A 22,192-nucleotide genomic window follows, 5' to 3' on the forward strand; every position below is an offset into this window, starting at 1 on the left:
CACTAAACTCTTCTATACCTACTAATCTTCGGTAATGAAAAAATTATTTATCATATATCTTTCCATATAAGTATTATTTTTATTATCGTTCTTAACGTTACTAAGCTTAAGTTCAATATCTACATTATTAACTATATTTATATCTTCAACTTTTTTTAAATTATCTATTATCTTATATACTTGTATTGCATTGCCACTATTTATGTTCAAAACATATACTTCTTCTGAAGTAACCACATTTTCTTTAATTTCGTCAATTACTAAAAATAAATTTTCATTATCAGCCCATTTTATAAATCTAGTAAATACATTTCTATTTTGTAATTTTGTATCTAATGACCATACTTCTTTTTTCACTAGATTTTCTACGTAAATTTTTTCTACAGAGGTATATTCCTTTTTAGCTAATGAAGCCACTAATTTAGTATTAGGGGATTTTATCCCTTTATCTAAAGATTTACTTGTATTTCTATCTAAGCTGATCTCTCTACTAAAACTTATACTTTGCATTAAATTAATATTTGCACCTGTAAGAGACTTTATCGGTTCTTCCTCTTTACTGTCTCCTGTATTATCTAGTTCTTTTTCTGATAATACATAATCTGGTGCATCTAAATTAGCCATTTCTCCATTCTCTGATGAACCTTCAATATTATTTCCATCGTTATTTATATTATTAATAGAGCTATTGATGCTATTATCCCTTAATTCTTCTTGTAGAGATTCTGTAGTGTTTTCTACATTATTCAATGTTAAATTATTTTCCTGTGATAATTTAGAAGTTTCATCTTTAATACTTATCTCATAACTAATTTCATCTCTAATATCACTTTTCTCATCTGTATTTCTTGTTTGTACTTTTTGAGCCTGTTCAGTACTTAAAATATTATTTTTATCTTCTATAGCTATTTTCTCTAAATTTTCCTTTTTTCCTGCTGAAATTTCATCTATTACCTTAAATCTTGATATTGGATTTACTAACATTACAAATAATACAGCTGCCGCAAGGGGACCAATTATTTTAATATATCTTAATAAGCCTCTATCCGATTTCTTAGGTTCACAATTTTTGTACTTATCTGTATCAATTTTGCTCATTATTTCTTCTTTTTGGCTAGTAAAATTGATATCTTCTAAGGTTAAAGATTCTATAAATGCTTTTTCTATTAATAGTTCTTCTTCATAGATTTGTTTGCATGCATCGCATCTAAGCATATGCTCTTCCATTTGATATTTCATATTTTCTTCTATGTCTTCTTCTATGAACTTATTTAAATTCTCTGTGAATATACTACAGTTCATATTCACACCCCTTCTCATTAACTTCTATGTATTTTTTAAATTGATCTTTTATTTTATAATATCTTCTCTTAACAGAAGATTCACTTATTTGTAATATATTTGATATATCGTTAAAGGTTATATTTTGAGAATACCTTAGCGAAATTATTTGTTTATCTAATTGATTTAAACTTGATAAATATTTCTCTACTGATTCTTTTGTTTCATTAAATATAATTGTTTGCTCTGGTGATGCTTCCTTTGAACTTATATTAATTATTTCATCAATGTTATCCTCATTAAGTTTTTTATATTTCCTTACATAATCTATACATTTATTTTTTGCTATTCTTAAAATCCAGTTTGAGAACTTATAATTGCTATCAAATGTATAAAGCTTATTATATACAGAAATAAATACCTCTTGAGTTATATCTTCAGCTAATTGCTTATCTTTTATCATAGAATAAACAAATCTCACTACAACTATTTCATATTTATTTACAACATCTTCAAAGCTTTTTACATTTCCTGAAAGAACTTCCTGAACTAAGGTCACATCTTCTTCACTATTGAACAAGTGATTTCCCCCTTCCACCTGCCTATTAATCTATACGAATATTATACCTCAAAAGTTATATAAAAGAAAAATGTTCCTTGAATATATTTTGATCATCATAAAATTTCGACAAATTTATATTTTTTTTTAATTTTTTCTTTATTTTTTTTGTTTCTTAATATAAAATTAACATTGATGTGCTAAAATCTTAACGTAATTAACACTGCTTTAACAAAACTATTATACGGGGGATTGAGATTAAGTATGGATTTTATAATGATTTTTAAATTATTAGGTGGCCTCGGTCTATTTGTTTATGGAATGAAACTCATGGGTGATGGACTTCAAAAAACTGCTGGTGATAAACTAAAAAGAATTCTAGAAGCACTTACTAGTAATAGAGTTTTAGCTATTATAGTTGGAGCAGGTGTTACTGCAATAATTCAAAGCAGTAGTGCTACTACAGTAATGACTGTTGGATTTGTTAATGCTGGTCTTATGAGTTTATTTCAAGCTGCTGGAGTAGTTATGGGAGCCAATATCGGTACAACGATAACTGCCCAATTAATTGCTTTTAAACTAACTGATGTAGCTCCTCTTATTCTAGCTATAGGAGCAGCTATGGTACTATTTTCAAAGAAGAGAAAGACTAGAGATCTTGGAGATATTATTCTTGGATTTGGTATTTTATTCGTAGGTATGTCTATGATGGAAGGCTCCATGAAACCTCTACGTGAACTACAAGAATTTAGAGATCTTATATTAACTTTAGGAAAACATCCACTATTAGGAGTTTTTGTAGGAATAGGTATGACTGCTGTAGTTCAAAGTAGTAGTGCTACTATAGGTATACTTTTAGCTCTTGCTTCAAACAACTCACTTCCATTAACTGTTGCACTACCAATACTTTTTGGTGATAATATTGGTACTTGTGTTACTGCACTACTTGCAAGTATTGGAACTAATAAGAATGCAAGGCGAGCATCCCTATTTCATCTTTGTTTTAATACTATAGGTACGCTTTTATTTATGGCTGGACTTCCTTTTGTACTAAGATTTATACCTATGCTTGGAGGGGATATTCCAAGACAAATAGCAAATGCCCATACTTTATTTAATATAAGTAATGTAATAATACAGGCTCCATTTATAGGCATACTTGTTAAATTTGTAAATAAACTAATCCCTGGCGAGGATAAAGATCCTAATGCTCTCTCTCTAGAATATCTAGATAGAAGACTTCTTGAAACTCCATCTATAGCTGTTGGGCAAGTAGTTAAGGAAATTGTAAGAATGGGAAAACTTTCTCTAAATAATTTAGAGACTAGTATGCAATCTTTCCTTAATAATGATGAGAGTCTAGTTGAACATGTATTAGAAAAAGAAAAATTAATTAATTATCTTCAAAGAGAGATAACAGACTTTATGGTTTTCTTAGCACACACCAATTTATCTGAAGAACAATCTCAACTAACAACATCCCTTTTCCACGTAGTTAGTGACGTTGAAAGAGTTGGTGATCATGCAAAGAATATCGTAGAATTAACTGAACATAAAATAAAGGATAAACCAGACTTTTCTGAAGATGCTGTTGCTGATATAAAAGCTATGTATGCTCTTACTAAAAATGCTGTAGAAAGTGCTATTTCTGCTCTAGAAACTTTTGATTTTAAACTAGCTAAAGAAGTTATAGAAATTGAAGGTAAAATTGATAGCATGGAAGAACAGTTAAGAAAAGAACACATTGATAGACTTAATAATAGATCATGTAATGCCGCAGGCGGAGCAATCTTTGTTGACTTATTAACTAATCTTGAAAGAGTTGGAGACCACTCAAATAATATAGCTCAAATGGTGCTTGATCAAATATAAATTACATTTAATCTATAAATTAAAAGGAGTAGAAAACCTAAATTTTCTACTCCTTTTTTCTATGGAAACTCTCCATATATTCACTATACTTATTAACTATATACTTTACAATTTCATCTCGTTTATGTTTATCTTGCTCTATACATATCCCTGCATCATCACCACATATAAAACACTGACGAGGCTCATATCCTAGCTGCGTTCTGCTCAGTTTATTCATGTTAATATCAAACACTTCTATATTAACGCATTTGCCTAGAATATGTTTATCCTCAATCTGTATTGCTATATCTTTTAGTTCAACAGCATCTTTATTAATACTCATCAAGACTAGAGGCCCTTCTCTAGTAATTCTTAGTATTTTAAAATTTATAAATATACTAAAGATATCTGAGAGCAATTCATCTATACTTTCAATTATATTATTAGTTATATCATTATCTTTATTAATCCCAGGATAATTAACTTTTAAGATTAATAAAGGCGCATTATACTTTTTTATGATACTCTCTTGAAAATCATTGGACATGACATATAAGAAAAGATTAATATCTCTTCTATTCCCCCTTGCTATTATAGATGTTGAGTATATACTATTTTGTAGTATAATATTAAATACTTTATAATTAGTATAATGTTATTATATATCAATAGTTACTAATTAAATGCTTTTTAAATATTCTTTTTGTCCAATCTCATAAAGATTATTTCCTTTACTATCAATTATAACTACAACTGGTAAATCAACAACTTCAAGTTTTCTTATTGCCTCTGAACCTAAATCTTCATAAGCAATAACTTCTGAGTTAATAATCGATTTAGCTATTAATGCTGCCGCTCCACCAATAGCTCCAAAGTATACTGCGCCATTCTCTTTAATAGCTTCTATAACCTGAGGTGATCTTTCGCCCTTACCTACCATACCTTTTAACCCTAGATTCAATAATTTAGGCGTATATGAGTCCATTCTATAGCTTGTAGTTGGTCCTGCTGACCCTATAACTTTTCCTGGTTTTGCAGGTGTAGGTCCAACATAATATATTATCTGATTTTTAATATCTATAGGTAGTTCTTTTCCTTCTTCAATTAATTCCATCAATCTTTTATGTGCAGCGTCTCTTGCAGCATATATAGTTCCACTAATAAGAATAGCATCTCCCGCAACTAACGTATGTATTATATCCTCACTTAATGGTGTTGTTATACTTTTTTCCATCTTATCACCTACTTGTATAATTAGTTTTTATTATATTTCTTCTGTAGCATGTCTTGTCACATGACAATTAATATTTATAGCTACAGGTAATCCTGCAATATGTGTTGGATAGGTCTCTATGTTTACACCTAATGCAGTAGTTTTCCCCCCAAAGCCTTGTGGACCTATACCCATACTATTAATCTTTTTCAACAAATCATTTTCCAAAGCTTCATAATAAGGATTAGTGTTTCTAATATTTATAGGTCTTATTAAAGCTTTTTTAGATAGATATGCTACTTTGTCAAAGTTACCTCCTATACCTATTCCCACTACAATAGGTGGACAAGGATTAGGTCCTGCATCTCTTACCGCATCTAATACAAACTTTTCAATTCCCTCTACCCCATCTGAAGGCTTCAGCATTTTAATTCTACTCATATTCTCAGAACCAAATCCCTTAGGTGCTACGGTTAGTTTCAATTTGTCTCCTGGAACTATATCATAATATATCATAGCTGGTGTATTATCTTTAGTATTTATTCTACTAAGAGGATCTCTTACTATAGATTTTCTTAAATATCCTTCTTCATATCCCCTTCTTACACCTTCATTTATAGCCTCTTCTAATATTCCACCAACTACACAAACTTCTTGTCCTATTTCTACAAATACGCATGCCATCCCAGTGTCTTGGCAAATTGGAGATTGCTCTTCTTCTGCAATACTAATATTAGTATTGATTTTTTCTAAGATATTTTTACCTAATTCCCATGTCTCATCTTCATGAGCCTTAATCAATGCATCCTTTATGTCTTCAGTTAAATAATAATTTGATGTAATGCACATTCTCTTTATACTCTCTATAATTTGTGATATATTTATTTCTCTCATATGATTTAAACCTAATTGAAATTAATCAGGTTACCTCCCTTCATGTTCATAATATATAATATTACTTTATAATATATGTAGTTTTTAATCAATAACTCTTTTCTCTAAAATTATTAAGTAGTAATAAAAATACCTATTCTTTTACCTTATATTCTTTTCAATATAAAAGTTATTATTGTTCAATCATTTAAATATATACGACATATTTCCCTGGAAATATGTCGATTATATCTTATTGCTGTATTTTTGTATATATTTCATCTAATTCATCATATATGTCATTGTCATACACTTCTTCATTATGCTTTAAATCATTACCTATTTCTTTACCTCTTTTCATATTGAAAAACTCCTCAAGAGAATCTGCTATTGATTTAGCTATTTTCTCTTGATACTCATCACTTTTTAATTGTTCTTCTTCATTGGCATTTGATAAAAATCCACATTCAATTAAGACAGATGGGATATTTTCATGACATCTTAATAATTTATATGCTCCTTTTGCACATTTCTCTTTTCTGTTATTAGTTTTATCTAAGTCTCTTATTAAGTTTTGTTGGATTATATGAGCAAGTATTCCATCTTCCCCTTCTCTACCATACCAAACTTGAGCACCATGATATTGACTCTGCTGAAACATATTTAAATGTATACTAATAAATACACTTGGATTAACTTTTTCTTTCATCCCACACCTATTTCTCAAATCTTCATTTTTTTTATCTCTTATTCTTCCTACATCTGAGTATAATCCCATATCTGTTTCTCTAGTTAATATAACTTCAATACCTTTTTGTTCCAGCTGTTTTTTTAACTTTCTAGATATTTCTAAGTTAATATTTTTTTCGATAGTCCCTCGTTTTGAAACAGCTCCTCCATCAATTCCTCCATGTCCTGGATCTATCAGGATAGTTTTCTTTTCATTATTATTATCTACTTCCATATATGCTTTAACTGTTATGCTATTAATGCTAAAAAGCATCATAGCGATTATAATTGATATTATTATGTTAAATTCTATTTTTAATCTTCTTATTATCCTCATATTTACTCCTCCTAACATAGTGCTCTTTTTATTTTGTCCATTACTGTTATTAATTACTTTATGTAATTTTTTCAAAATAAAAAATTAATAATAAAATTATAAATAGCATAAAAATATCCATATTTTAATTATTTTATGTTAGGTATATAGAAAAGCTTAGAACTTACTATTCTTATATACTACTTCACTACCACTTACATACTCGGCAATGTTTGTAGCATGATCTCCTATTCTCTCAAAGTTACTTATGATATCTAAAAATATTGCTCCAGAATATGCATCACACTCTCCATCATTCAGTCTAGATATATGCTTTATTCTAAGTTTCTGTTCTAGCTTATCAATTTTACTTTCTATCTCTAGTGTTAATTCTGCCTTGTTAATATCATTTTCTTTGAAGCTAAGGATACTTGTACTCACTGCTTCTATCACATAATTATATATTTTATTCAACTCTTCATTAGCCTCTTTAGAAAAAGTAATTCTCTTATTTATTTTCTCTGATGCTAATTCAGCCAGGTTTTCACAATGGTCTCCTATTCTTTCAATATCATTTATAACATGAAACATATTAAGGACTCTATTTTTTTCTTGCTGAATTAATTCTGTACTAGCTAACTTAACTAAGAATATAGTAATTTCGTTCTCTAAAAGATTAATAGTCTTTTCATTCTCATACACTTTTTTTATTAATTCCTCGTTATCATTACTAAAAGCCTCTACAGCTATAATTAAATTCTCTTTAGCCTTATTACCCATGCTTATAATTTCATTTATAGCTTGTCCTACAGCAATTATAGGTGATTCTAGTATTCTATCATCTATATGTGTCATTTTTACACATGTATAATTATCATTTCCCTTTACTAATTTACCAGATAAAAATACTAAACCACTAATGAATGGAGTCATTATAATTGCATTTATTAAATTAAATGTTGTATGAATATTTGCAATTTGTCTTGATATATTATGAGGATTTACCTTAATAATTATATAAAGCATTGCTGGAATGAGTGGTATAAATATTATAGTTCCTATAACATTGAATAGTAAATGAATGTATGCCGTTTTACGTGCCTCTACACTTGTTCCTATACTGGATATTAGCGCTGTTGTACATGTACCTATATTATTGCCAAACAGTATAGGTACTGCAACCTCTATAGGTAATACACCAATCTCTCCTAAAGCTAAAAGTATTCCTGTCGTAGCTGATGAATTCTGTATTAAAGCAGTCATAATTATACCAACAAAAACTCCTAAAAATATATTTCCCTTTAGTGAAATCATTAAGTTTATAAAATAATCTGATCTACTTAATGGTTCCATTGTATCTTTTAGAAAATTCATTCCTAAAAATAATATACCAAGTCCTAATATAATTTTACCTATTTCTCTAGCTTTATCTTGTTTTGAAAAAAATACCATAAAAGAACCTATTCCGATAAATAGTAATAAAGACTCGCCTAATTTAAATGACATAATTTGAGCAGTAATTGTTGTACCGATATTAGCTCCAATTATAACTCCTGCTGCTTGATTTACACTCATTAAGCCTGCATTAACAAATCCAATAACCATTACCGTAGTAACACTACTGCTTTGTATGAGTGAAGTAATGCCGGCACCTGTTAATACAGATTTTATAGAATTGGAGGTTAGCTTATCAAAAAAAGTCTTTATCTTATTTCCAACTGCATTTTCTAATCCTTCTCCCATTAATTTGATTCCATAAAGAAATAGTCCTAATCCAGCAATGAATCCTATTATCATACTTACTATATCCATAACCTCCCCCCAATAAGTTCTTAGATTGAGTCAATTTAGTATTCTATGAAAAATAAAAAGCAAGAAAGAGTTCTCTTTCTTGCTTTGAATATAAACTTTTTATCTCTTTGAGAACTGTGGTGCTCTTCTCGCTTTTTTAAGACCGTATTTCTTTCTTTCTTTCATTCTTGGATCTCTTGTCATGAAACCAGCTTTCTTAAGTTCTGGTTTTAAAGTCTCATCTGATTTTACTAGTGCTCTTGATATTCCGTGTCTTATAGCTCCAGCTTGACCTGTGAACCCTCCACCATGAACATTTACTATTACATCAAATTTGTCTTTAGATCCTGTTAAAACTAATGGTTGGTTTACAATGTATCTTAGAGTTTCTAATCCAAAATAGTTTTCTGCATCTCTTTTATTTATTGTAACTTTACCATCTCCAGGTACAAGTATAACTCTAGCTACTGATTTCTTTCTTCTTCCTGTTCCAAAATATTGAACTTTAGCCATCTATATGTATCCTCCTTTCAGTTCTTTATATTAGTATTTTAACTCTAAAACTTCTGGTTTTTGAGCTTGTTGATCATGTGTTGAACCTCTATATACTTTTAATTTAGTAAGCATTTTTCTTCCTAAAGGTCCTTTTGGAAGCATTCTTCTTACAGCTTCTTGGAAAACAAATTCTGGTTTGCTTTCTAATGCTTTTCTATAAGTTACTTCCTTTAATCCGCCTGGATATAATGAATGATGTCTTAACATTTTTTGATCTAATTTTTTTCCTGTTAATAAAATTTTGTCAGCATTTAATACTATAACAAAATCTCCAGTGTCAACACTTGGTGTGTATTCTGGTTTGTTTTTTCCTCTTAGAATTGTAGCCACTTGACTAGCTGCTCTTCCTAATGCTTTTCCTTCAACGTCAATAACATACCATTTTCTTTGAACTTCATTTGTTTTTGCAACGTATGATTTCATCATTTTCCCTCCTTGAACTTTTCCTATTACGTATATGTTTAATCTCTTCTATATCAAGACCAGGACTATGGTCTTATATAATATCTTATTATTTACAACAAAAATTATTATAATACAATTAGCCGGGTGTGTCAACACATCTTTTAGTAATAAATATTAATTTTTTTATAATTCTCTCATTCATTACTAATAGTACACTTGTTGCAAATATAATCCTTGTGCTGGAACAGCTCTGCCAGCTTTTGTTCTATCTTTTGCTGCAATTATATGTTTAATTGCATTTGGTGGAATTTTACCCATACCAACATCTAAAAGTGTACCTACCATAATTCTAACCATATTATAAAGAAAGCCATCTCCAGTTACCTGAATTTTAATATTCTGCTCATCTTTATATATATTTAAGTTGTAAATAGTTCTCTCCGTTGTTTGAACTGAACTTCCTATGTTTTTAAAAGAGTCAAACTCATGAGTTCCAAGAAAATATTTACTTGCCTCAATCATTAAATCTATATCTAAATTCTTATTAAAATGATAAACATAATCTCGATTAATTACTGGCCGTTCCTGCCTATTTAGTATGTTATACAAATAAGTTTTCCCTTTACTATGATAACGAGAATGAAACTCTAGATCTACTTTCTCCGAATTTAATATAACTATATCCTTAGGTAGCTTTTGATTAATTGCAAGCTTAAACTTTTCAGATGGTATAGTACTTTCAGTAATAAAGTTACATACAAATGCCTTAGCATGAACTCCTGAATCTGTTCTACTACATCCAATTACTTCAATATTTTCTCTGGTTATTTCTGAAATCACATCTTCAATCTTTTGTTGAATGGTCATGACATCTTTCTGCCTTTGCCACCCCGAATAATTTTTTCCATCATACTCGATAGTAAGTTTTATATTTCTTTTCACTTTTAACACTCCACTAAAATAAATATATCTAAGTAAAGCTTCTACTCAATATAGAAAGAACTACTAATATAATCATTATTGTAATTGCAATAAAATCTCTATTGCCTAATTTTAATATTTTCATTCTAGTTCTTCCTTCTCCGCCTTTATAACATCTAGCTTCCATAGCCATAGCAAGCTCATCAGCACGTCTAAAAGAACTAATAAATAATGGCACTAATAATGGAACCAAGTTTTTAGCTCGACTAAAAATGTTACCTGAATCAAAGTCAGCTCCTCTTGCCATTTGTGCTTTCATTATCTTGTCCGTTTCATCCATTAAAGTTGGTATAAATCTTAAAGCTATAGTCATCATCATAGCTAGCTCATGGGCTGGCAATCCAATTTTTCTAAAGGGATTTAGAAGTTTTTCTAAGCCATCAGTTAACTCAATTGGTGAAGTTGTGAGAGTAAGTAGTGATGTTCCTACTACTAGAAAAACTAGTCTAATAACCATAAATCCTGCTAGAATTAATCCCTGTTTATATATCTTTAAGAATCCCCATTGTAAGAGAGGGGCTTCTCCAGCAGAACCACCTGTCATAAAAATATTTAAAAGTGCTGTTATTAATAAAAGAATAAGTATCGGTTTTACCCCTTTATATATATACTTAATATCAACTTTAGAAATAATTATAGCAATAGCTGTAAATATTAAAATAAAACCATATCCTTGAAAATTATCTATAATAAATAGATCTATTATAAATATCATCGACAGCAATATTTTTACTCTTGGATCCAAATTATGAATGAAAGACTCGCCTGGTACATATTGACCTATAGTAATATCTTTAATCATTATTATTAGCTCCCTTTAAAAAATTCAATACTTCACTTTTGGCTTGCTCAATAGTAAATATATCTTCTGATATATTGAATCCTTTCTTTCTCAATTCCCGCACTAAATAAGTTACTTGTGGAACTGCAAGCCCTACTCTTTCTAATGTTTCTATTTCCTTAAATACTTCACTTGGTGTGCCATCTAAGATACACTTTGAATCATGCATTACTAATACTCGTGTTGCTAGTTTTGCAACATCCTCCATGCTATGAGAAACTAGTATTATTGTCATATTATACTCTGCTTTAAGTTCTCTAATTCTTTCTAAGATTTCATCTCTACCTTTTGGATCTAATCCAGCAGTAGGCTCATCTAGGATTAGAACTTTAGGCTCCATAGCTACAACTCCAGCTATAGCTACTCTTCTCTTTTGACCACCACTTAGATCAAAAGGTGACTTATCTTTATATACATCATAATCTAATCCTACTATTTTCATAGCTTTTTTTACTCTTTTATTTATTTCATCGTCATTCAATCCTAAATTTTTAGGACCGAATGCTATGTCTTTTTCAATAGTCTCTTCAAATAATTGATACTCTGGATATTGAAATACAAGTCCTACCTTCTTTCTAATGCTACTTAATTTTACACTTTTAGAAGCTATATCAATACCATCTATAATTATCTTTCCATACGTTGGCTTTAACAGGCCATTTATATGTTGTATCAATGTTGATTTTCCTGAACCTGTATGTCCTATTAATGCGACAAATTCACCCTCTTCTATACTTAGGTTTACATCATTTAATGCAACCTTTTCAAAGGGTGATCCAGGCATATATACATATTTTAAATTTTCTATACTAATTGACATAATGCATCCACCATCTCATTTATAGTTAATATATCCGAAGTTATATTAATTCCACTTTTATTTAACTCATAGGCAAGTTCTGTCATTTGTGGGACATCAAGTCCAATTTCTTTCATTAATGATACATTAGCAAAAATTTCTCTTGGGGTTCCCTCTTGTACTATCTTACCTTTATCCATAACTACTATTCTATCTGCTTCAACAGCTTCTTCCATATAATGAGTTATTAACACTATTGTAATTCCGTATTTACAATTTATTTCCTTGATAGTATTGATAACTTCTTTTCTGCCTGAAGGATCTAACATAGCTGTAGGCTCATCAAATACTATACAATCCGGTCTCATTGCTAAAATTCCAGCAATAGCTATTCTCTGCTTTTGACCGCCTGATAATAAATGTGGCGCATGCTTTATATATTGGTACATATTAACTTTTTTTAATGCGTCATCTACTCTAACTCTTATTTCAGTTGGGTCTATTCCCAAGTTTTCTGGCCCAAATGCTACATCTTCTTCTACTATAGTAGCAACAAGCTGATTATCTGGATTTTGAAATACCATTCCTGCTTTATTTCTTACTTTCCATATGTTTTGTTCATCACTAGTATCCATATCATCTACATAAACTTTTCCTTCAGTTGGAACTAAAAGTGCATTTATATGTTTAGATAATGTAGACTTACCTGAACCATTATGCCCAAGTACTACTAGAAATTCTCCTTTTTTTATGTCAAGACTAACTCCATCAACAGCAATCTTTACATCTTGATCATTTGCATTATATTTATATGTAACATTGCTACACTTCACCATATATTCGCTCATATACAAAATCACCCCTTTACATATTATAATCTCACATAATAGTAAAATGGGGACTAAGCTAGAAATACTTAATCCCCTTATAAAGTGATTATACTAATTCAAGTATAACTATTTCTGCTCCGTCGCCTCTTCTTGGGCCCATTTTTAAAATTCTAGTGTATCCACCGTTTCTTTCTGCATACTTTGGAGCAATGTTTGCAAATAGATCTTCAACTACTGCTTTTTCAGTAACATACGCTAAAACTTGTCTTCTAGCATGAAGATCTCCTCTTTTTGCAAGAGTTATCATCTTTTCAGCTATGTTTTTAGTTTCTTTAGCTCTTGTAACAGTAGTTTCAATTCTACCATTTTTTAAGAAACTAGTTACTAAATTTCTTAGCATAGCTCTTCTCTGATCAGTTGGAAGTCCCAACTTACGTTGTTGTGCCATGTTTCATCCTCCTTTACTCATCGGATTTCTTTAAGCCTAAACTTAATGCTTCAAGCTTTTCTTGCACTTCTTCAAGTGATTTTTTACCTAAATTTCTAACTTTCATCATATCATCCATATTTCTTTCAGTTAACTCTTGAACAGTGTTTATACCTGCTCTCTTTAAGCAATTATAGCTTCTAACTGAAAGATCTAATTCTTCAATAGTCATTTCAAGAACTTTTTCTTTTTTATCTTCTTCTTTTTCAACCATAATCTCAACATCATCAGCATGGTCTGTAAGAGTCATAAATAACTTGAAATGTTCAATAAGAATCTTAGCTGAAAGACTAATCGCTTCTTCAGGCTTAATAGTTCCGTTAGTCCATATTTCAATTGTTAATTTGTCATAGTCAGTAATTTGACCTACTCTAGTGTTTTCTACTGAAAAATTAACTCTTTTAACTGGAGTATATATAGAGTCAACTGGTATAGTACCTATTGGCATGTCATCTCTTTTGTTCTTACTTTGAGCAACATATCCTCTACCTCTACTTACGTTGATTTCCATAGATAATTTTGCATCATCGTCTAATGTTGCTATATGTAAGTCTTTACTAATAACTTCCATATCTGCATCACAGGTAATATCTGCACCAGTTACTTCTCCTGGTCCTTTAGCATCAATATATATTGTCTTTGGTCCATCTCCATTCATTTTCAATGCTAATCCTTTAATGTTCAGTATTAAATCTGTAACATCTTCTTTAGCTCCTAAAACAGTAGAAAACTCATGAAGAACTCCGTCAATTTTTATCGAACTTACTGCAGCACCAGGTAAAGATGACATTAATATTCTTCTAAGTGAATTACCTAAAGTTATGCCATATCCTCTTTCCAACGGCTCTATTACAAACTTTCCGTAAGTGCCATCTTCAGCTGCTTCTACACATTCTATTTTGGGTTTTTCTATCTCTAACATACGAACCCTCCCTTAATGGATTATAACATACTGAGGGCAACTGATTCCATTCTAATCACCATTCTTATTTGCTGTATAACTCAACGATTAATGTTTCATTTACTGGAACATCAATATCAGTTCTAGCTGGCTCAGCAATAATTTTTACTTCATAATCTGCAGTACTTCCTTGCATCCAAGCAGGTACTGTTCTAGGATTTTCAGCAAAAACTTTAAACTTTTCACTAGCTCTGCTCTTTTCACGAACACTGATAACATCATTTGCACTAACTTTGTAAGATGGTATATCTACCTTTTTACCATTTACTAAAAAGTGTCCATGATTTACTAGTTGTCTAGCTTCAGATCTTGAACCACCAAAACCTATTCTATACACTACGTTATCAAGTCTCATTTCAAGAAGTCTTAACAAGTTTTCACCTGTAATTCCTCTCATTACAGTAGCTTTTTCATAATACTTTCTAAATTGTCCTTCTAATACTCCGTAAATCTTTCTAGTTTTTTGTTTTTCTCTTAATTGGATTCCGTAGTTAGAAAGTTTTTTTCTGCTTTGTCCATGCTGTCCTGGAGCATAGCCTCTTCTATTAAACGAACATTTTTCAGTATAGCATCTATCTCCCTTAAGGATTAGCTTCATACCTTCTCTTCTGCATATTCTACATACAGGTCCCGTATATCTAGCCATTTAAGTAACACCTCCTGCTTTTATATATTATACTCTTCTTCTCTTTGGTGGTCTGCAACCATTGTGTGGAATTGGTGTAACGTCTTTTATTAACGTTATTTCAAGTCCTGCTGCTTGTAGAGATCTTATAGCTGCTTCTCTACCTGCACCTGGTCCTTTTACATATACTTCTATACTCTTTAAACCGTGTTCCATTGCAGTACCTGCTGCAGTTTCAGCTGCCATTTGAGCAGCAAACGGTGTGCTTTTTCTTGAACCTCTAAATCCTAATGCTCCTGCACTTGACCATGATAATGCATTGCCAACAGCATCAGTTAAAGTAACTAATGAATTGTTGAAGGTTGATTTTATATGTGCACAGCCGTGTTCAATGTTTTTTCTTTCTTTTTTTCTTCTAGTTTTTCTTGCTTTTGCTTTAGCCACTTATCATCCCTCCTTACTATTTTTTCTTCTTACCACTTATTGCTCTCTTTGGACCTTTTCTAGTTCTTGCATTAGTCTTAGTCTTTTGTCCTCTTAAAGGAAGACCTTTTCTATGTCTTATTCCTCTATAACATCCTATTTCAACTAATCTCTTTATATCAAGAGCGATTTTTCTTCTTAAATCTCCCTCAACAATAAGTCCATTACTGATGTAATCTCTTATAGTGTTTACTTCATCTTCAGTCAAGTCTTTAACTCTTGTGTCAGGATTAACTCCAGTCTTTTCAAGAATTTCACGTGATCTGTTAATTCCTATCCCATAGATGTATGTTAGACCTACTTCAACTCTTTTTTCTTTTGGTAGGTCAGTACCAGCTATTCTTGCCATTGGATTCTACACCTCCTACTTTCCAACTGTTATTCTTTTAATTTATCTTAGCAGCCGCATTTACCTTAATTTATATATCTTGCAATCATACTTATACATGATATTGCAATTTTGTAAATTTATCAACTGTTAAATTAAGTTTTTATCTTATATTAATTAACCTTGTTTTTGTTTATGTTTAGGATTTTCGCAAATAACCATTACTTTGCCTTTTCTTTTTATAACCTTACATTTTTCACATATAGGTTTTACTGATGGTCTTACTTTCATCACTAACCCTCCTTGTTATTTTGCTCTCCAAGTTATTCTTCCTCTAGTTAGATCATATGGAGAAAGCTCAACTGTAACTTTATCACCTGGTAAGATTCTAATGAAGTTCATTCTTAATTTGCCAGATACATGTGCTAATATTTTTTGACCACTTTCTAATTCAACTTCAAACATAGCATTAGGTAAAGCTTCTATAACTGTACCTTGCATTTCTATTACATCATCTTTTGACATAAGGCACTTAACCCTCCTTAATATCGCACCTATTTTCTAAGCACTTTCTTAGTTTAGAATTACTAAAGGTTTTTCCGGAAATAATCAACTCTTTAATTTCATTTATTACCTGATTGGTCACATTTAAATGTTTTAACTTTTTCTTCTTAGGCTTTTCGATTTTTCTTAAATCTCCATCTATAATATTTACATAATCTTTATCAATTATATTTAATATTATAGAGGGTTTGCCTGAATCTCTTCCAGCTTTTGAGTAAACAACCCTACCTATAAGTTCTTCGTACAAAATAGTCACCTCGATTAACCTAAATTAAAGTTAACATTTCCGGGCCATTATTTAAAATTGCCACGGTATTTTCATAATGAGCTGATAACATTCCATCTTTAGTAACTACGGTCCAATTATCCGGTTGTACTCTTACATAAAATTCCCCAATATTAATCATTGGTTCAATTGCAAAAATCATACCTTCAACTAACTTGGGTCCTCTTCCAGGCCGTCCAAAATTGGGTACTTCAGGAGCTTCATGCATTTCTGTACCAATGCCATGACCAACAAAATCTCTAACAACAGAACATCCTTGGCTTTCAGCATACTCCTGAATTGATGAGGATATGTCACTTAATCTATTACCTACAGTAGCCTTTTTAATTCCTCTAAAAAAGCTCTCTTCAGTTACTTTAATCAAGTTTTCAGCTTCCTTTGAAATATGACCCACAGCGAAAGTCCTTGCTGCATCACCATGATACCCATTAAGTTTAGCTCCACAATCAATGCTAATAATATCACCTTCTTGTAGTACTCTCCTTCCTGGTATACCATGAACAACTTCTTCATTAATAGAAGTACATATTGAAGCAGGAAAACCAGAATATCCTTTAAAGGATGGGATAGCATTATTCTTTCTTATATACTCTTCTGCTATTTTATCCAATTCACCAGTAGTTATTCCTGGTTTTACATATTCTTGCAATAAAGCTAAAGTTTCACCTACTACTCTTCCAGCATGTCTCATATAGTCTATTTCTTTTGCAGTTTTAATTATTATCATTAATTACTGCCTTCAATATAATTTGAAATGTCTGTAAACACTTGATCAATAGATTGTGTACCATCAACCACAAATAATTGATCTTTAGACTTATAGAATTCTGCTAAAGGTTGAGTTTGTTTTTCATATACATCTATTCTCTCAGATACGGTTTCTTCACTGTCATCTTTTCTTTGAACAATCTTGTTACCGCAAGCGTCACATATCTCATCAACTTTCGGAGGGTTGAATTTAATATGATAACTAGCTCCGCATACCGGACAAACTCTTCTTCCTGTCATTCTATCTAGTATAAACTCACTTGGAACATTTATAAGCAATGCAGTATCAATCTTTTCTTCTCTTGTTTTTAGAAAATCTTCTAAAGCTTCTGCTTGGTTTACTGTTCTTGGAAATCCATCTAGTAAAAATCCAGTCTTACAATCTTCATTAGTTAATCTATCTTTTACTATATCAATTGTTAACTCATCTGGAACTAACAATCCTTTGTCCATATATTCTTTCGCTTTAACACCTAATGGTGTCTTTTCTGAAATATTTTTTCTAAATATATCTCCAGTAGAGATATGAGAAATTAAATATTTTTCACTTATTAATTTTGCTTGTGTTCCCTTTCCTGCTCCAGGAGGTCCTAACAAAATTATTCTCATGCAACATCAACTCCAAATTCTTTTACACTTCTATTTAAGAAATCCTTTATAATGTCTTAACATTAATTGAGATTCAAGCTGTCTCATAAAATCTAGAGCAACACCAACTTGAATTAGTAATGCTGTACCACCAAAAGATATTCCTTTAAATGCCGTTAATCCTTCTATACCCATTGGGATTACAGCTATAAGTGCAGCAAATATTCCTCCAAGTATAGAAACTCTCATTAATACTTTTCCAATAAATCTTGCTGTCGGCTCTCCTGGTCTTACACCCGGAATAAATCCCGCAGATTTATGTATATTTTCAGCCATCTCATCTGGTTTAAACGTAACTTCTGAGTAAAACCAAGTAAAAAATACAACTAGAACTATAGTCACTATAACGTATGGTAACGTGTTATGCTTAAATATACTATATTTACTCATAGTTATAAATTTGCCGAATGCTGATTCTGGAATAAAGCTAGCTATAGTTGCCGGAAATTGCATAACTGACATAGCAAATATTATAGCTATAACACCAGATGAATTCATATTTATAGGAATGTGTGTTGACTGCCCTTTAAACATTCTTCCACCAGATTGCTTAGCTGCATATTGTATAGGTATTCTTCTCTCTGACAAATTAGTTGCTACAACCGCAACAAATAATGCAATTATTAATACTAGTAGCATAGCAACCTGCACAATACTTACTGCTCCTGTTGATTGAAAGCTCATAACTTGTGCAATTTGACTTGGAAGTCTTGATATAATATTTATAAATATTATAAGTGAAACACCATTTCCAATGCCTTTTACAGTAATTTGATCACCTAACCACATTAAAAATACAGATGATGTAGTTAGAGTGAGTACTATTAAGAACACATCAAATTTAGATACATTTGAAATTGCTCCATAGTTTCTTATTAGTGCATAAGTACCAAAGGATTGCAGTGCACCAAAGACTACTGCACAGTATCTCGTATAATTTTGTATTTTCTTTCTTCCTTCTTCACCTTCTTTTGAAAGTTGCTCTAATGAAGGAATTGCAATAGTAAGTAACTGAAATATAATTGATGAGTTGATATAAGGTATAACTCCCATAGCAAAAATACTAAAACTACTTAGTGCTCCACCTGACATCAAATCATAAAAACTAAATAACGTTCCCGCTTTTGCAAGATTCGATAGTGCATTAGTATCAATTCCAGGAACAGGAATATGATTTCCCATCCTGATAATTGCTACCATTAGTATTGTAAATAGTATTCTATTTCTTAATTCGGGAACTTTCCAAGCATTACGTAAGGTTGACAATTTATATCACCTCTACTTTTCCCCCAACAGATTCTATCTTTTCAACTGCACCTTTTGTGAACTTAGTTGCTTTAACTGTAAGTTTTCTTTCTAATTCACCATTACCTAGAACCTTAACACCATCTTTTATCTTACTGATTACTCCATTAGCTTTTAATAACTCTGGAGTAATTTCTGTTCCATCTTCAAATATGTTTAATCTACTTACGTTAACTTCAACATACTCTTTAGCGAATATATTAGTAAAACCTCTTTTAGGTAATCTTCTATATAAAGGCATTTGACCTCCTTCAAATCCTGGTCTTGTGCCTCCGCCTGATCTAGAATTTTGCCCATTGTGTCCTCTTCCTGCAGTTTTTCCTAGTCCTGAACCGTTTCCTCTACCAACTCTTTTAGCAGATTTCTTAGAACCTGCAGCAGGCTTCAATTCATGAAGTTTCATGTTTTACACCTCCTCTTATTGTACTTCTTCAATCTCTAATAAGTAATTCACTTTATTTATCATACCTCTTATTTGAGGAGTATCTTCGTGAACAACGTTTTTGCCTATTTTTTTTAATCCAAGAGCATGAACAGTAGCAATATGATCTTTCTTTCTACCTATAGTGCTCTTTGTTAGTGTCACCTTAAGCTTAGCCAAGGTTGATCCCCTCCTAACCTAGAATCTCTTCTACAGTCTTGCCTCTTAATTTAGCAATCTGTTCAGCGGTTCTTAATTTTGATAATCCTTCTAATGTAGCTCCGACCATATTTCTTGGATTATTAGAACCTAATGATTTAGCTCTAACATCCTTTATTCCTGCTAATTCAAGTACGGCTCTAACAGGACCACCAGCTAGAACTCCAGTACCTTCTTCAGCTGGCATAATAATAACATCGCCTCTTCCGAACTTACCTTCTATTCTATGTGGAACAGTCGTTCCAACTATTGATACTTCAACTAAATGTTTCTTTGCATCTTCAATACCTTTTCTTATTGCTTCAGGTATTTCAACTGCTTTACCCGTACCAACGCCTACGTGACCATTTTCATCACCTACTACAACAAGAGCACTAAATCTAAAGTTTCTTCCACCTTTAACAACTTTAGCAACCCTGTTTATGAACACAACTTTCTCTTTTAGGTTTAGCGTGTTAGGATCTACTCTCATAGTTTTCCCTCCTTCTCTAGAATTTTAGACCTGCTTCTCTCGCAGCATCAGCAAGTTCTTTTACTCTTCCATGATATACAAATCCGCCTCTATCAAAAACAACATCTTCAATTTGTTTTTCTAAAGCTCTTTTTGCTATCATAGATCCAACAACTTTAGCTGCTTCTTTATTACTTCCTACTTTTCCTTCAAACTCTTTATCTAGAGTTGAAGCTGAAACTAGAGTTACTCCAGCAATATCATCAATTAACTGAGCATAAATATTTTTTTCACTTCTGAATACTGCTAATCTTGGTCTTTCAGCTGATCCAGAGATCTTATTACGTACTCTCAAATGACGTTTAACTCTAGCTTTTTGTCTATCTTCTTTCTTGAACATTATATTCACTCCTTTCTGCTGTTACTTGTGTTACTTCTTGCCAGTCTTACCTTCTTTACGTCTTATAACTTCGCCTGCGTATTTAATTCCTTTTCCTTTGTATGGTTCTGGCTTTCTCCATACTCTAATATTAGCTGCTACTGAACCAACTAATTCTTTATCTATTCCACTAACAACAACTTTAGTTGCTTCTGGAACTGTGAATTCTACACCTTCAACAGACTTTATTTCAACTGGATGTGAATATCCAAGATTCAATACTAAATCTTTTCCTTTTAATTGCGCTTTGTAACCAACACCAACTAATTCTAAAGTCTTTTGGTATCCTTCCGTAACACCAACGACCATATTTTTAAGTAAAGCCCTTGTTAATCCATGTAGAGCTCTGTGTTGAGCAACATCACTTGGTCTTGTAACAACTATTAATGATTCTTCTAAAGCTATGTTTATATCTTTGTGCATAGCTCTAGTTAATTCTCCTTTTGATCCTTTTACTGTAACAACGTTATCTGGTGTTACATCAACTTTTACTCCATTAGGTATTTCTATTGGAAGTCTTCCTACTCTTGACATTACCACACCTCCTATCCACGTTAAATTACCAAATGTAACAAATAACTTCTCCACCTAAACCTGATTTTCTTGCTTCTCTATCCGTAACTATTCCTTTAGAAGTTGAAATTATTGCAACTCCTAAACCGTTTAGTACTTTTGGTATACTATCTTTCTTGCAATATACTCTTAATCCTGGCTTTGATATTCTCTTAAGCCCTGTAATTATTCTATCTTTTCCTTGATATTTTAAAGACATTCTAAGCATCGGAACTGCTCCATCTGCATACTCTTCTACATCTTTTACATATCCTTCTTGAAGTAATATGTTAGCTAAAGATTTTTTTACAGTTGATGATGGAACTTCCACAACTTCATGTCTAACTATATTTGCGTTTCTAATACGAGTTAGCATATCTGCAATAGGGTCTGTCATAACCATCTATTATGCCTCCTTTCCAATAATTATATTACCAACTAGCTTTTTTACATCCCGGAATTTGACCTTTGTATGCTAATTCTCTAAAGCAAATACGACATATACCGTATTTTCTTAAAACAGCATGTGGTCTTCCGCATATTCTGCACCTTGTATATGCTCTAGTAGCAAACTTAGGTGTTTTATTCCACTTTTCAATCATTGCTTTACGTGCCACGTTCTTCCCTC

Annotated in this window: 32 protein-coding genes; 1 reads left to right on the forward strand and 31 read right to left on the reverse strand. The window is 31.4% G+C overall.

Annotated elements, in window-relative coordinates; genetic code table 11:
• Positions 1-21: 21 nt before the first annotated feature.
• Both ACX0KU_RS03450 and ACX0KU_RS03455 read right to left on the reverse strand, forming a co-directional pair.
• Positions 22-1,302: a DUF4652 domain-containing protein gene (locus tag ACX0KU_RS03450; RefSeq protein ID WP_472991514.1), complete on the reverse strand. Its 1,281-nt coding sequence runs from the start codon at positions 1,300-1,302 to the stop codon at positions 22-24.
• Positions 1,292-1,861: an RNA polymerase sigma factor gene (locus tag ACX0KU_RS03455; protein WP_472991515.1), complete on the reverse strand. Its 570-nt coding sequence runs from the start codon at positions 1,859-1,861 to the stop codon at positions 1,292-1,294. Before ACX0KU_RS03455 ends, ACX0KU_RS03450 begins: the two co-directional genes overlap by 11 nt.
• Positions 1,862-2,104: 243 nt before the next feature.
• On the opposite strand from ACX0KU_RS03455, the gene ACX0KU_RS03460 reads away from it, so the two are divergent.
• Complete coding sequence (locus tag ACX0KU_RS03460) at positions 2,105-3,712, forward strand: Na/Pi cotransporter family protein (RefSeq protein ID WP_472991516.1); 1,608 nt, start codon at positions 2,105-2,107, stop codon at positions 3,710-3,712.
• A 46-nt stretch (positions 3,713-3,758) separates the two neighbouring features.
• Here ACX0KU_RS03460 and citX read toward each other — a convergent pair whose 3' ends face one another.
• The 29 genes from citX to ACX0KU_RS03605 all read right to left on the reverse strand — a co-directional run bounded on the left by citX (position 3,759) and on the right by ACX0KU_RS03605 (position 22,181).
• Entirely contained in the window at positions 3,759-4,241 is a 483-nt protein-coding gene (gene citX / locus ACX0KU_RS03465; RefSeq protein WP_472991518.1) for a citrate lyase holo-[acyl-carrier protein] synthase, read from the reverse strand.
• A gap of 132 nt (positions 4,242-4,373) precedes the next feature.
• Positions 4,374-4,928 carry a Fe-S-containing hydro-lyase gene (locus ACX0KU_RS03470; protein WP_472991519.1) on the reverse strand — a complete coding sequence of 185 codons (555 nt, stop codon included), beginning with the start codon at positions 4,926-4,928 and terminating at the stop codon, positions 4,374-4,376.
• A 30-nt stretch (positions 4,929-4,958) separates the two neighbouring features.
• The gene (locus ACX0KU_RS03475; RefSeq protein ID WP_472991520.1) at positions 4,959-5,801 is read right to left on the reverse strand and encodes a fumarate hydratase; all 843 of its coding nucleotides are present in this window, start codon (positions 5,799-5,801) and stop codon (positions 4,959-4,961) included.
• Positions 5,802-6,033: 232 nt separating this feature from the next.
• Positions 6,034-6,846 carry an N-acetylmuramoyl-L-alanine amidase CwlD gene (gene cwlD / locus ACX0KU_RS03480; RefSeq protein ID WP_472991521.1) on the reverse strand — a complete coding sequence of 271 codons (813 nt, stop codon included), beginning with the start codon at positions 6,844-6,846 and terminating at the stop codon, positions 6,034-6,036.
• Between the two features lie 156 nt (positions 6,847-7,002).
• Positions 7,003-8,637 (reverse strand): Na/Pi cotransporter family protein, encoded by a 1,635-nt coding sequence (locus ACX0KU_RS03485; RefSeq protein WP_472991522.1) that lies wholly within the window; start codon positions 8,635-8,637, stop codon positions 7,003-7,005.
• A 99-nt stretch (positions 8,638-8,736) separates the two neighbouring features.
• A complete protein-coding gene (gene rpsI / locus ACX0KU_RS03490) occupies positions 8,737-9,129 on the reverse strand; it encodes a 30S ribosomal protein S9 (protein WP_472991523.1) in 393 nt (130 codons plus the stop codon).
• A 30-nt stretch (positions 9,130-9,159) separates the two neighbouring features.
• Positions 9,160-9,594 carry a 50S ribosomal protein L13 gene (gene rplM / locus ACX0KU_RS03495; RefSeq protein WP_472991524.1) on the reverse strand — a complete coding sequence of 145 codons (435 nt, stop codon included), beginning with the start codon at positions 9,592-9,594 and terminating at the stop codon, positions 9,160-9,162.
• A 186-nt stretch (positions 9,595-9,780) separates the two neighbouring features.
• On the reverse strand, positions 9,781-10,518 hold the full coding sequence (gene truA / locus ACX0KU_RS03500; RefSeq protein ID WP_472991525.1) for a tRNA pseudouridine(38-40) synthase TruA: 738 nt from the start codon (positions 10,516-10,518) through the stop codon (positions 9,781-9,783).
• Positions 10,519-10,546: 28 nt separating this feature from the next.
• On the reverse strand, positions 10,547-11,359 hold the full coding sequence (locus tag ACX0KU_RS03505) for an energy-coupling factor transporter transmembrane component T family protein (RefSeq protein ID WP_472991526.1): 813 nt from the start codon (positions 11,357-11,359) through the stop codon (positions 10,547-10,549).
• Positions 11,352-12,218 carry an energy-coupling factor transporter ATPase gene (locus ACX0KU_RS03510; protein WP_472991527.1) on the reverse strand — a complete coding sequence of 289 codons (867 nt, stop codon included), beginning with the start codon at positions 12,216-12,218 and terminating at the stop codon, positions 11,352-11,354. Before ACX0KU_RS03510 ends, ACX0KU_RS03505 begins: the two co-directional genes overlap by 8 nt.
• The gene (locus tag ACX0KU_RS03515; RefSeq protein ID WP_472991528.1) at positions 12,203-13,045 is read right to left on the reverse strand and encodes an energy-coupling factor transporter ATPase; all 843 of its coding nucleotides are present in this window, start codon (positions 13,043-13,045) and stop codon (positions 12,203-12,205) included. The genes ACX0KU_RS03510 and ACX0KU_RS03515 overlap by 16 nt, the downstream gene beginning before the upstream one ends.
• An 88-nt stretch (positions 13,046-13,133) precedes the next feature.
• Positions 13,134-13,475, reverse strand: coding sequence for a 50S ribosomal protein L17 (gene rplQ, locus ACX0KU_RS03520; RefSeq protein WP_472991529.1), 342 nt, complete (start codon positions 13,473-13,475; stop codon positions 13,134-13,136).
• A gap of 13 nt (positions 13,476-13,488) precedes the next feature.
• The gene (locus ACX0KU_RS03525) at positions 13,489-14,436 is read right to left on the reverse strand and encodes a DNA-directed RNA polymerase subunit alpha (protein ID WP_472991530.1); all 948 of its coding nucleotides are present in this window, start codon (positions 14,434-14,436) and stop codon (positions 13,489-13,491) included.
• 64 nt (positions 14,437-14,500) lie between these two features.
• The gene (rpsD, locus tag ACX0KU_RS03530; RefSeq protein ID WP_472991531.1) at positions 14,501-15,121 is read right to left on the reverse strand and encodes a 30S ribosomal protein S4; all 621 of its coding nucleotides are present in this window, start codon (positions 15,119-15,121) and stop codon (positions 14,501-14,503) included.
• 27 nt (positions 15,122-15,148) lie between these two features.
• The gene (rpsK, locus tag ACX0KU_RS03535) at positions 15,149-15,544 is read right to left on the reverse strand and encodes a 30S ribosomal protein S11 (protein ID WP_472991532.1); all 396 of its coding nucleotides are present in this window, start codon (positions 15,542-15,544) and stop codon (positions 15,149-15,151) included.
• A gap of 16 nt (positions 15,545-15,560) precedes the next feature.
• Positions 15,561-15,932, reverse strand: coding sequence for a 30S ribosomal protein S13 (rpsM, locus tag ACX0KU_RS03540; RefSeq protein WP_472991533.1), 372 nt, complete (start codon positions 15,930-15,932; stop codon positions 15,561-15,563).
• 156 nt (positions 15,933-16,088) lie between these two features.
• The gene (rpmJ, locus tag ACX0KU_RS03545) at positions 16,089-16,202 is read right to left on the reverse strand and encodes a 50S ribosomal protein L36 (protein ID WP_002509257.1); all 114 of its coding nucleotides are present in this window, start codon (positions 16,200-16,202) and stop codon (positions 16,089-16,091) included.
• 15 nt (positions 16,203-16,217) lie between these two features.
• The gene (infA, locus tag ACX0KU_RS03550) at positions 16,218-16,436 is read right to left on the reverse strand and encodes a translation initiation factor IF-1 (protein WP_472991534.1); all 219 of its coding nucleotides are present in this window, start codon (positions 16,434-16,436) and stop codon (positions 16,218-16,220) included.
• A 7-nt stretch (positions 16,437-16,443) separates the two neighbouring features.
• Positions 16,444-16,725 carry an RNA-binding protein gene (locus ACX0KU_RS03555; RefSeq protein WP_472992401.1) on the reverse strand — a complete coding sequence of 94 codons (282 nt, stop codon included), beginning with the start codon at positions 16,723-16,725 and terminating at the stop codon, positions 16,444-16,446.
• A gap of 16 nt (positions 16,726-16,741) precedes the next feature.
• Positions 16,742-17,488, reverse strand: coding sequence for a type I methionyl aminopeptidase (gene map, locus ACX0KU_RS03560; RefSeq protein ID WP_472991535.1), 747 nt, complete (start codon positions 17,486-17,488; stop codon positions 16,742-16,744).
• Positions 17,488-18,138 (reverse strand): adenylate kinase, encoded by a 651-nt coding sequence (locus ACX0KU_RS03565; protein ID WP_472991536.1) that lies wholly within the window; start codon positions 18,136-18,138, stop codon positions 17,488-17,490. Before ACX0KU_RS03565 ends, map begins: the two co-directional genes overlap by 1 nt.
• 30 nt (positions 18,139-18,168) lie before the next feature.
• A complete protein-coding gene (secY, locus tag ACX0KU_RS03570) occupies positions 18,169-19,443 on the reverse strand; it encodes a preprotein translocase subunit SecY (RefSeq protein WP_472991537.1) in 1,275 nt (424 codons plus the stop codon).
• Position 19,444: 1 nt separating this feature from the next.
• The gene (gene rplO, locus ACX0KU_RS03575; RefSeq protein WP_472991538.1) at positions 19,445-19,885 is read right to left on the reverse strand and encodes a 50S ribosomal protein L15; all 441 of its coding nucleotides are present in this window, start codon (positions 19,883-19,885) and stop codon (positions 19,445-19,447) included.
• A 15-nt stretch (positions 19,886-19,900) separates the two neighbouring features.
• A complete protein-coding gene (gene rpmD, locus ACX0KU_RS03580) occupies positions 19,901-20,083 on the reverse strand; it encodes a 50S ribosomal protein L30 (protein WP_472991539.1) in 183 nt (60 codons plus the stop codon).
• A gap of 13 nt (positions 20,084-20,096) precedes the next feature.
• Positions 20,097-20,594, reverse strand: a complete 498-nt coding sequence (gene rpsE / locus ACX0KU_RS03585) for a 30S ribosomal protein S5 (protein ID WP_472991540.1) — start codon at positions 20,592-20,594, stop codon at positions 20,097-20,099.
• A gap of 16 nt (positions 20,595-20,610) precedes the next feature.
• Positions 20,611-20,973, reverse strand: coding sequence for a 50S ribosomal protein L18 (gene rplR / locus ACX0KU_RS03590; RefSeq protein WP_472991541.1), 363 nt, complete (start codon positions 20,971-20,973; stop codon positions 20,611-20,613).
• Positions 20,974-21,003: 30 nt separating this feature from the next.
• Positions 21,004-21,546 (reverse strand): 50S ribosomal protein L6, encoded by a 543-nt coding sequence (rplF, locus tag ACX0KU_RS03595; RefSeq protein ID WP_472991542.1) that lies wholly within the window; start codon positions 21,544-21,546, stop codon positions 21,004-21,006.
• 25 nt (positions 21,547-21,571) lie between these two features.
• Entirely contained in the window at positions 21,572-21,967 is a 396-nt protein-coding gene (gene rpsH / locus ACX0KU_RS03600; protein ID WP_472991543.1) for a 30S ribosomal protein S8, read from the reverse strand.
• Between the two features lie 28 nt (positions 21,968-21,995).
• Complete coding sequence (locus ACX0KU_RS03605; protein ID WP_472991544.1) at positions 21,996-22,181, reverse strand: type Z 30S ribosomal protein S14; 186 nt, start codon at positions 22,179-22,181, stop codon at positions 21,996-21,998.
• Positions 22,182-22,192: the final 11 nt, after the last annotated feature.

Source organism: Clostridium sp. X (assembly GCF_055755365.1).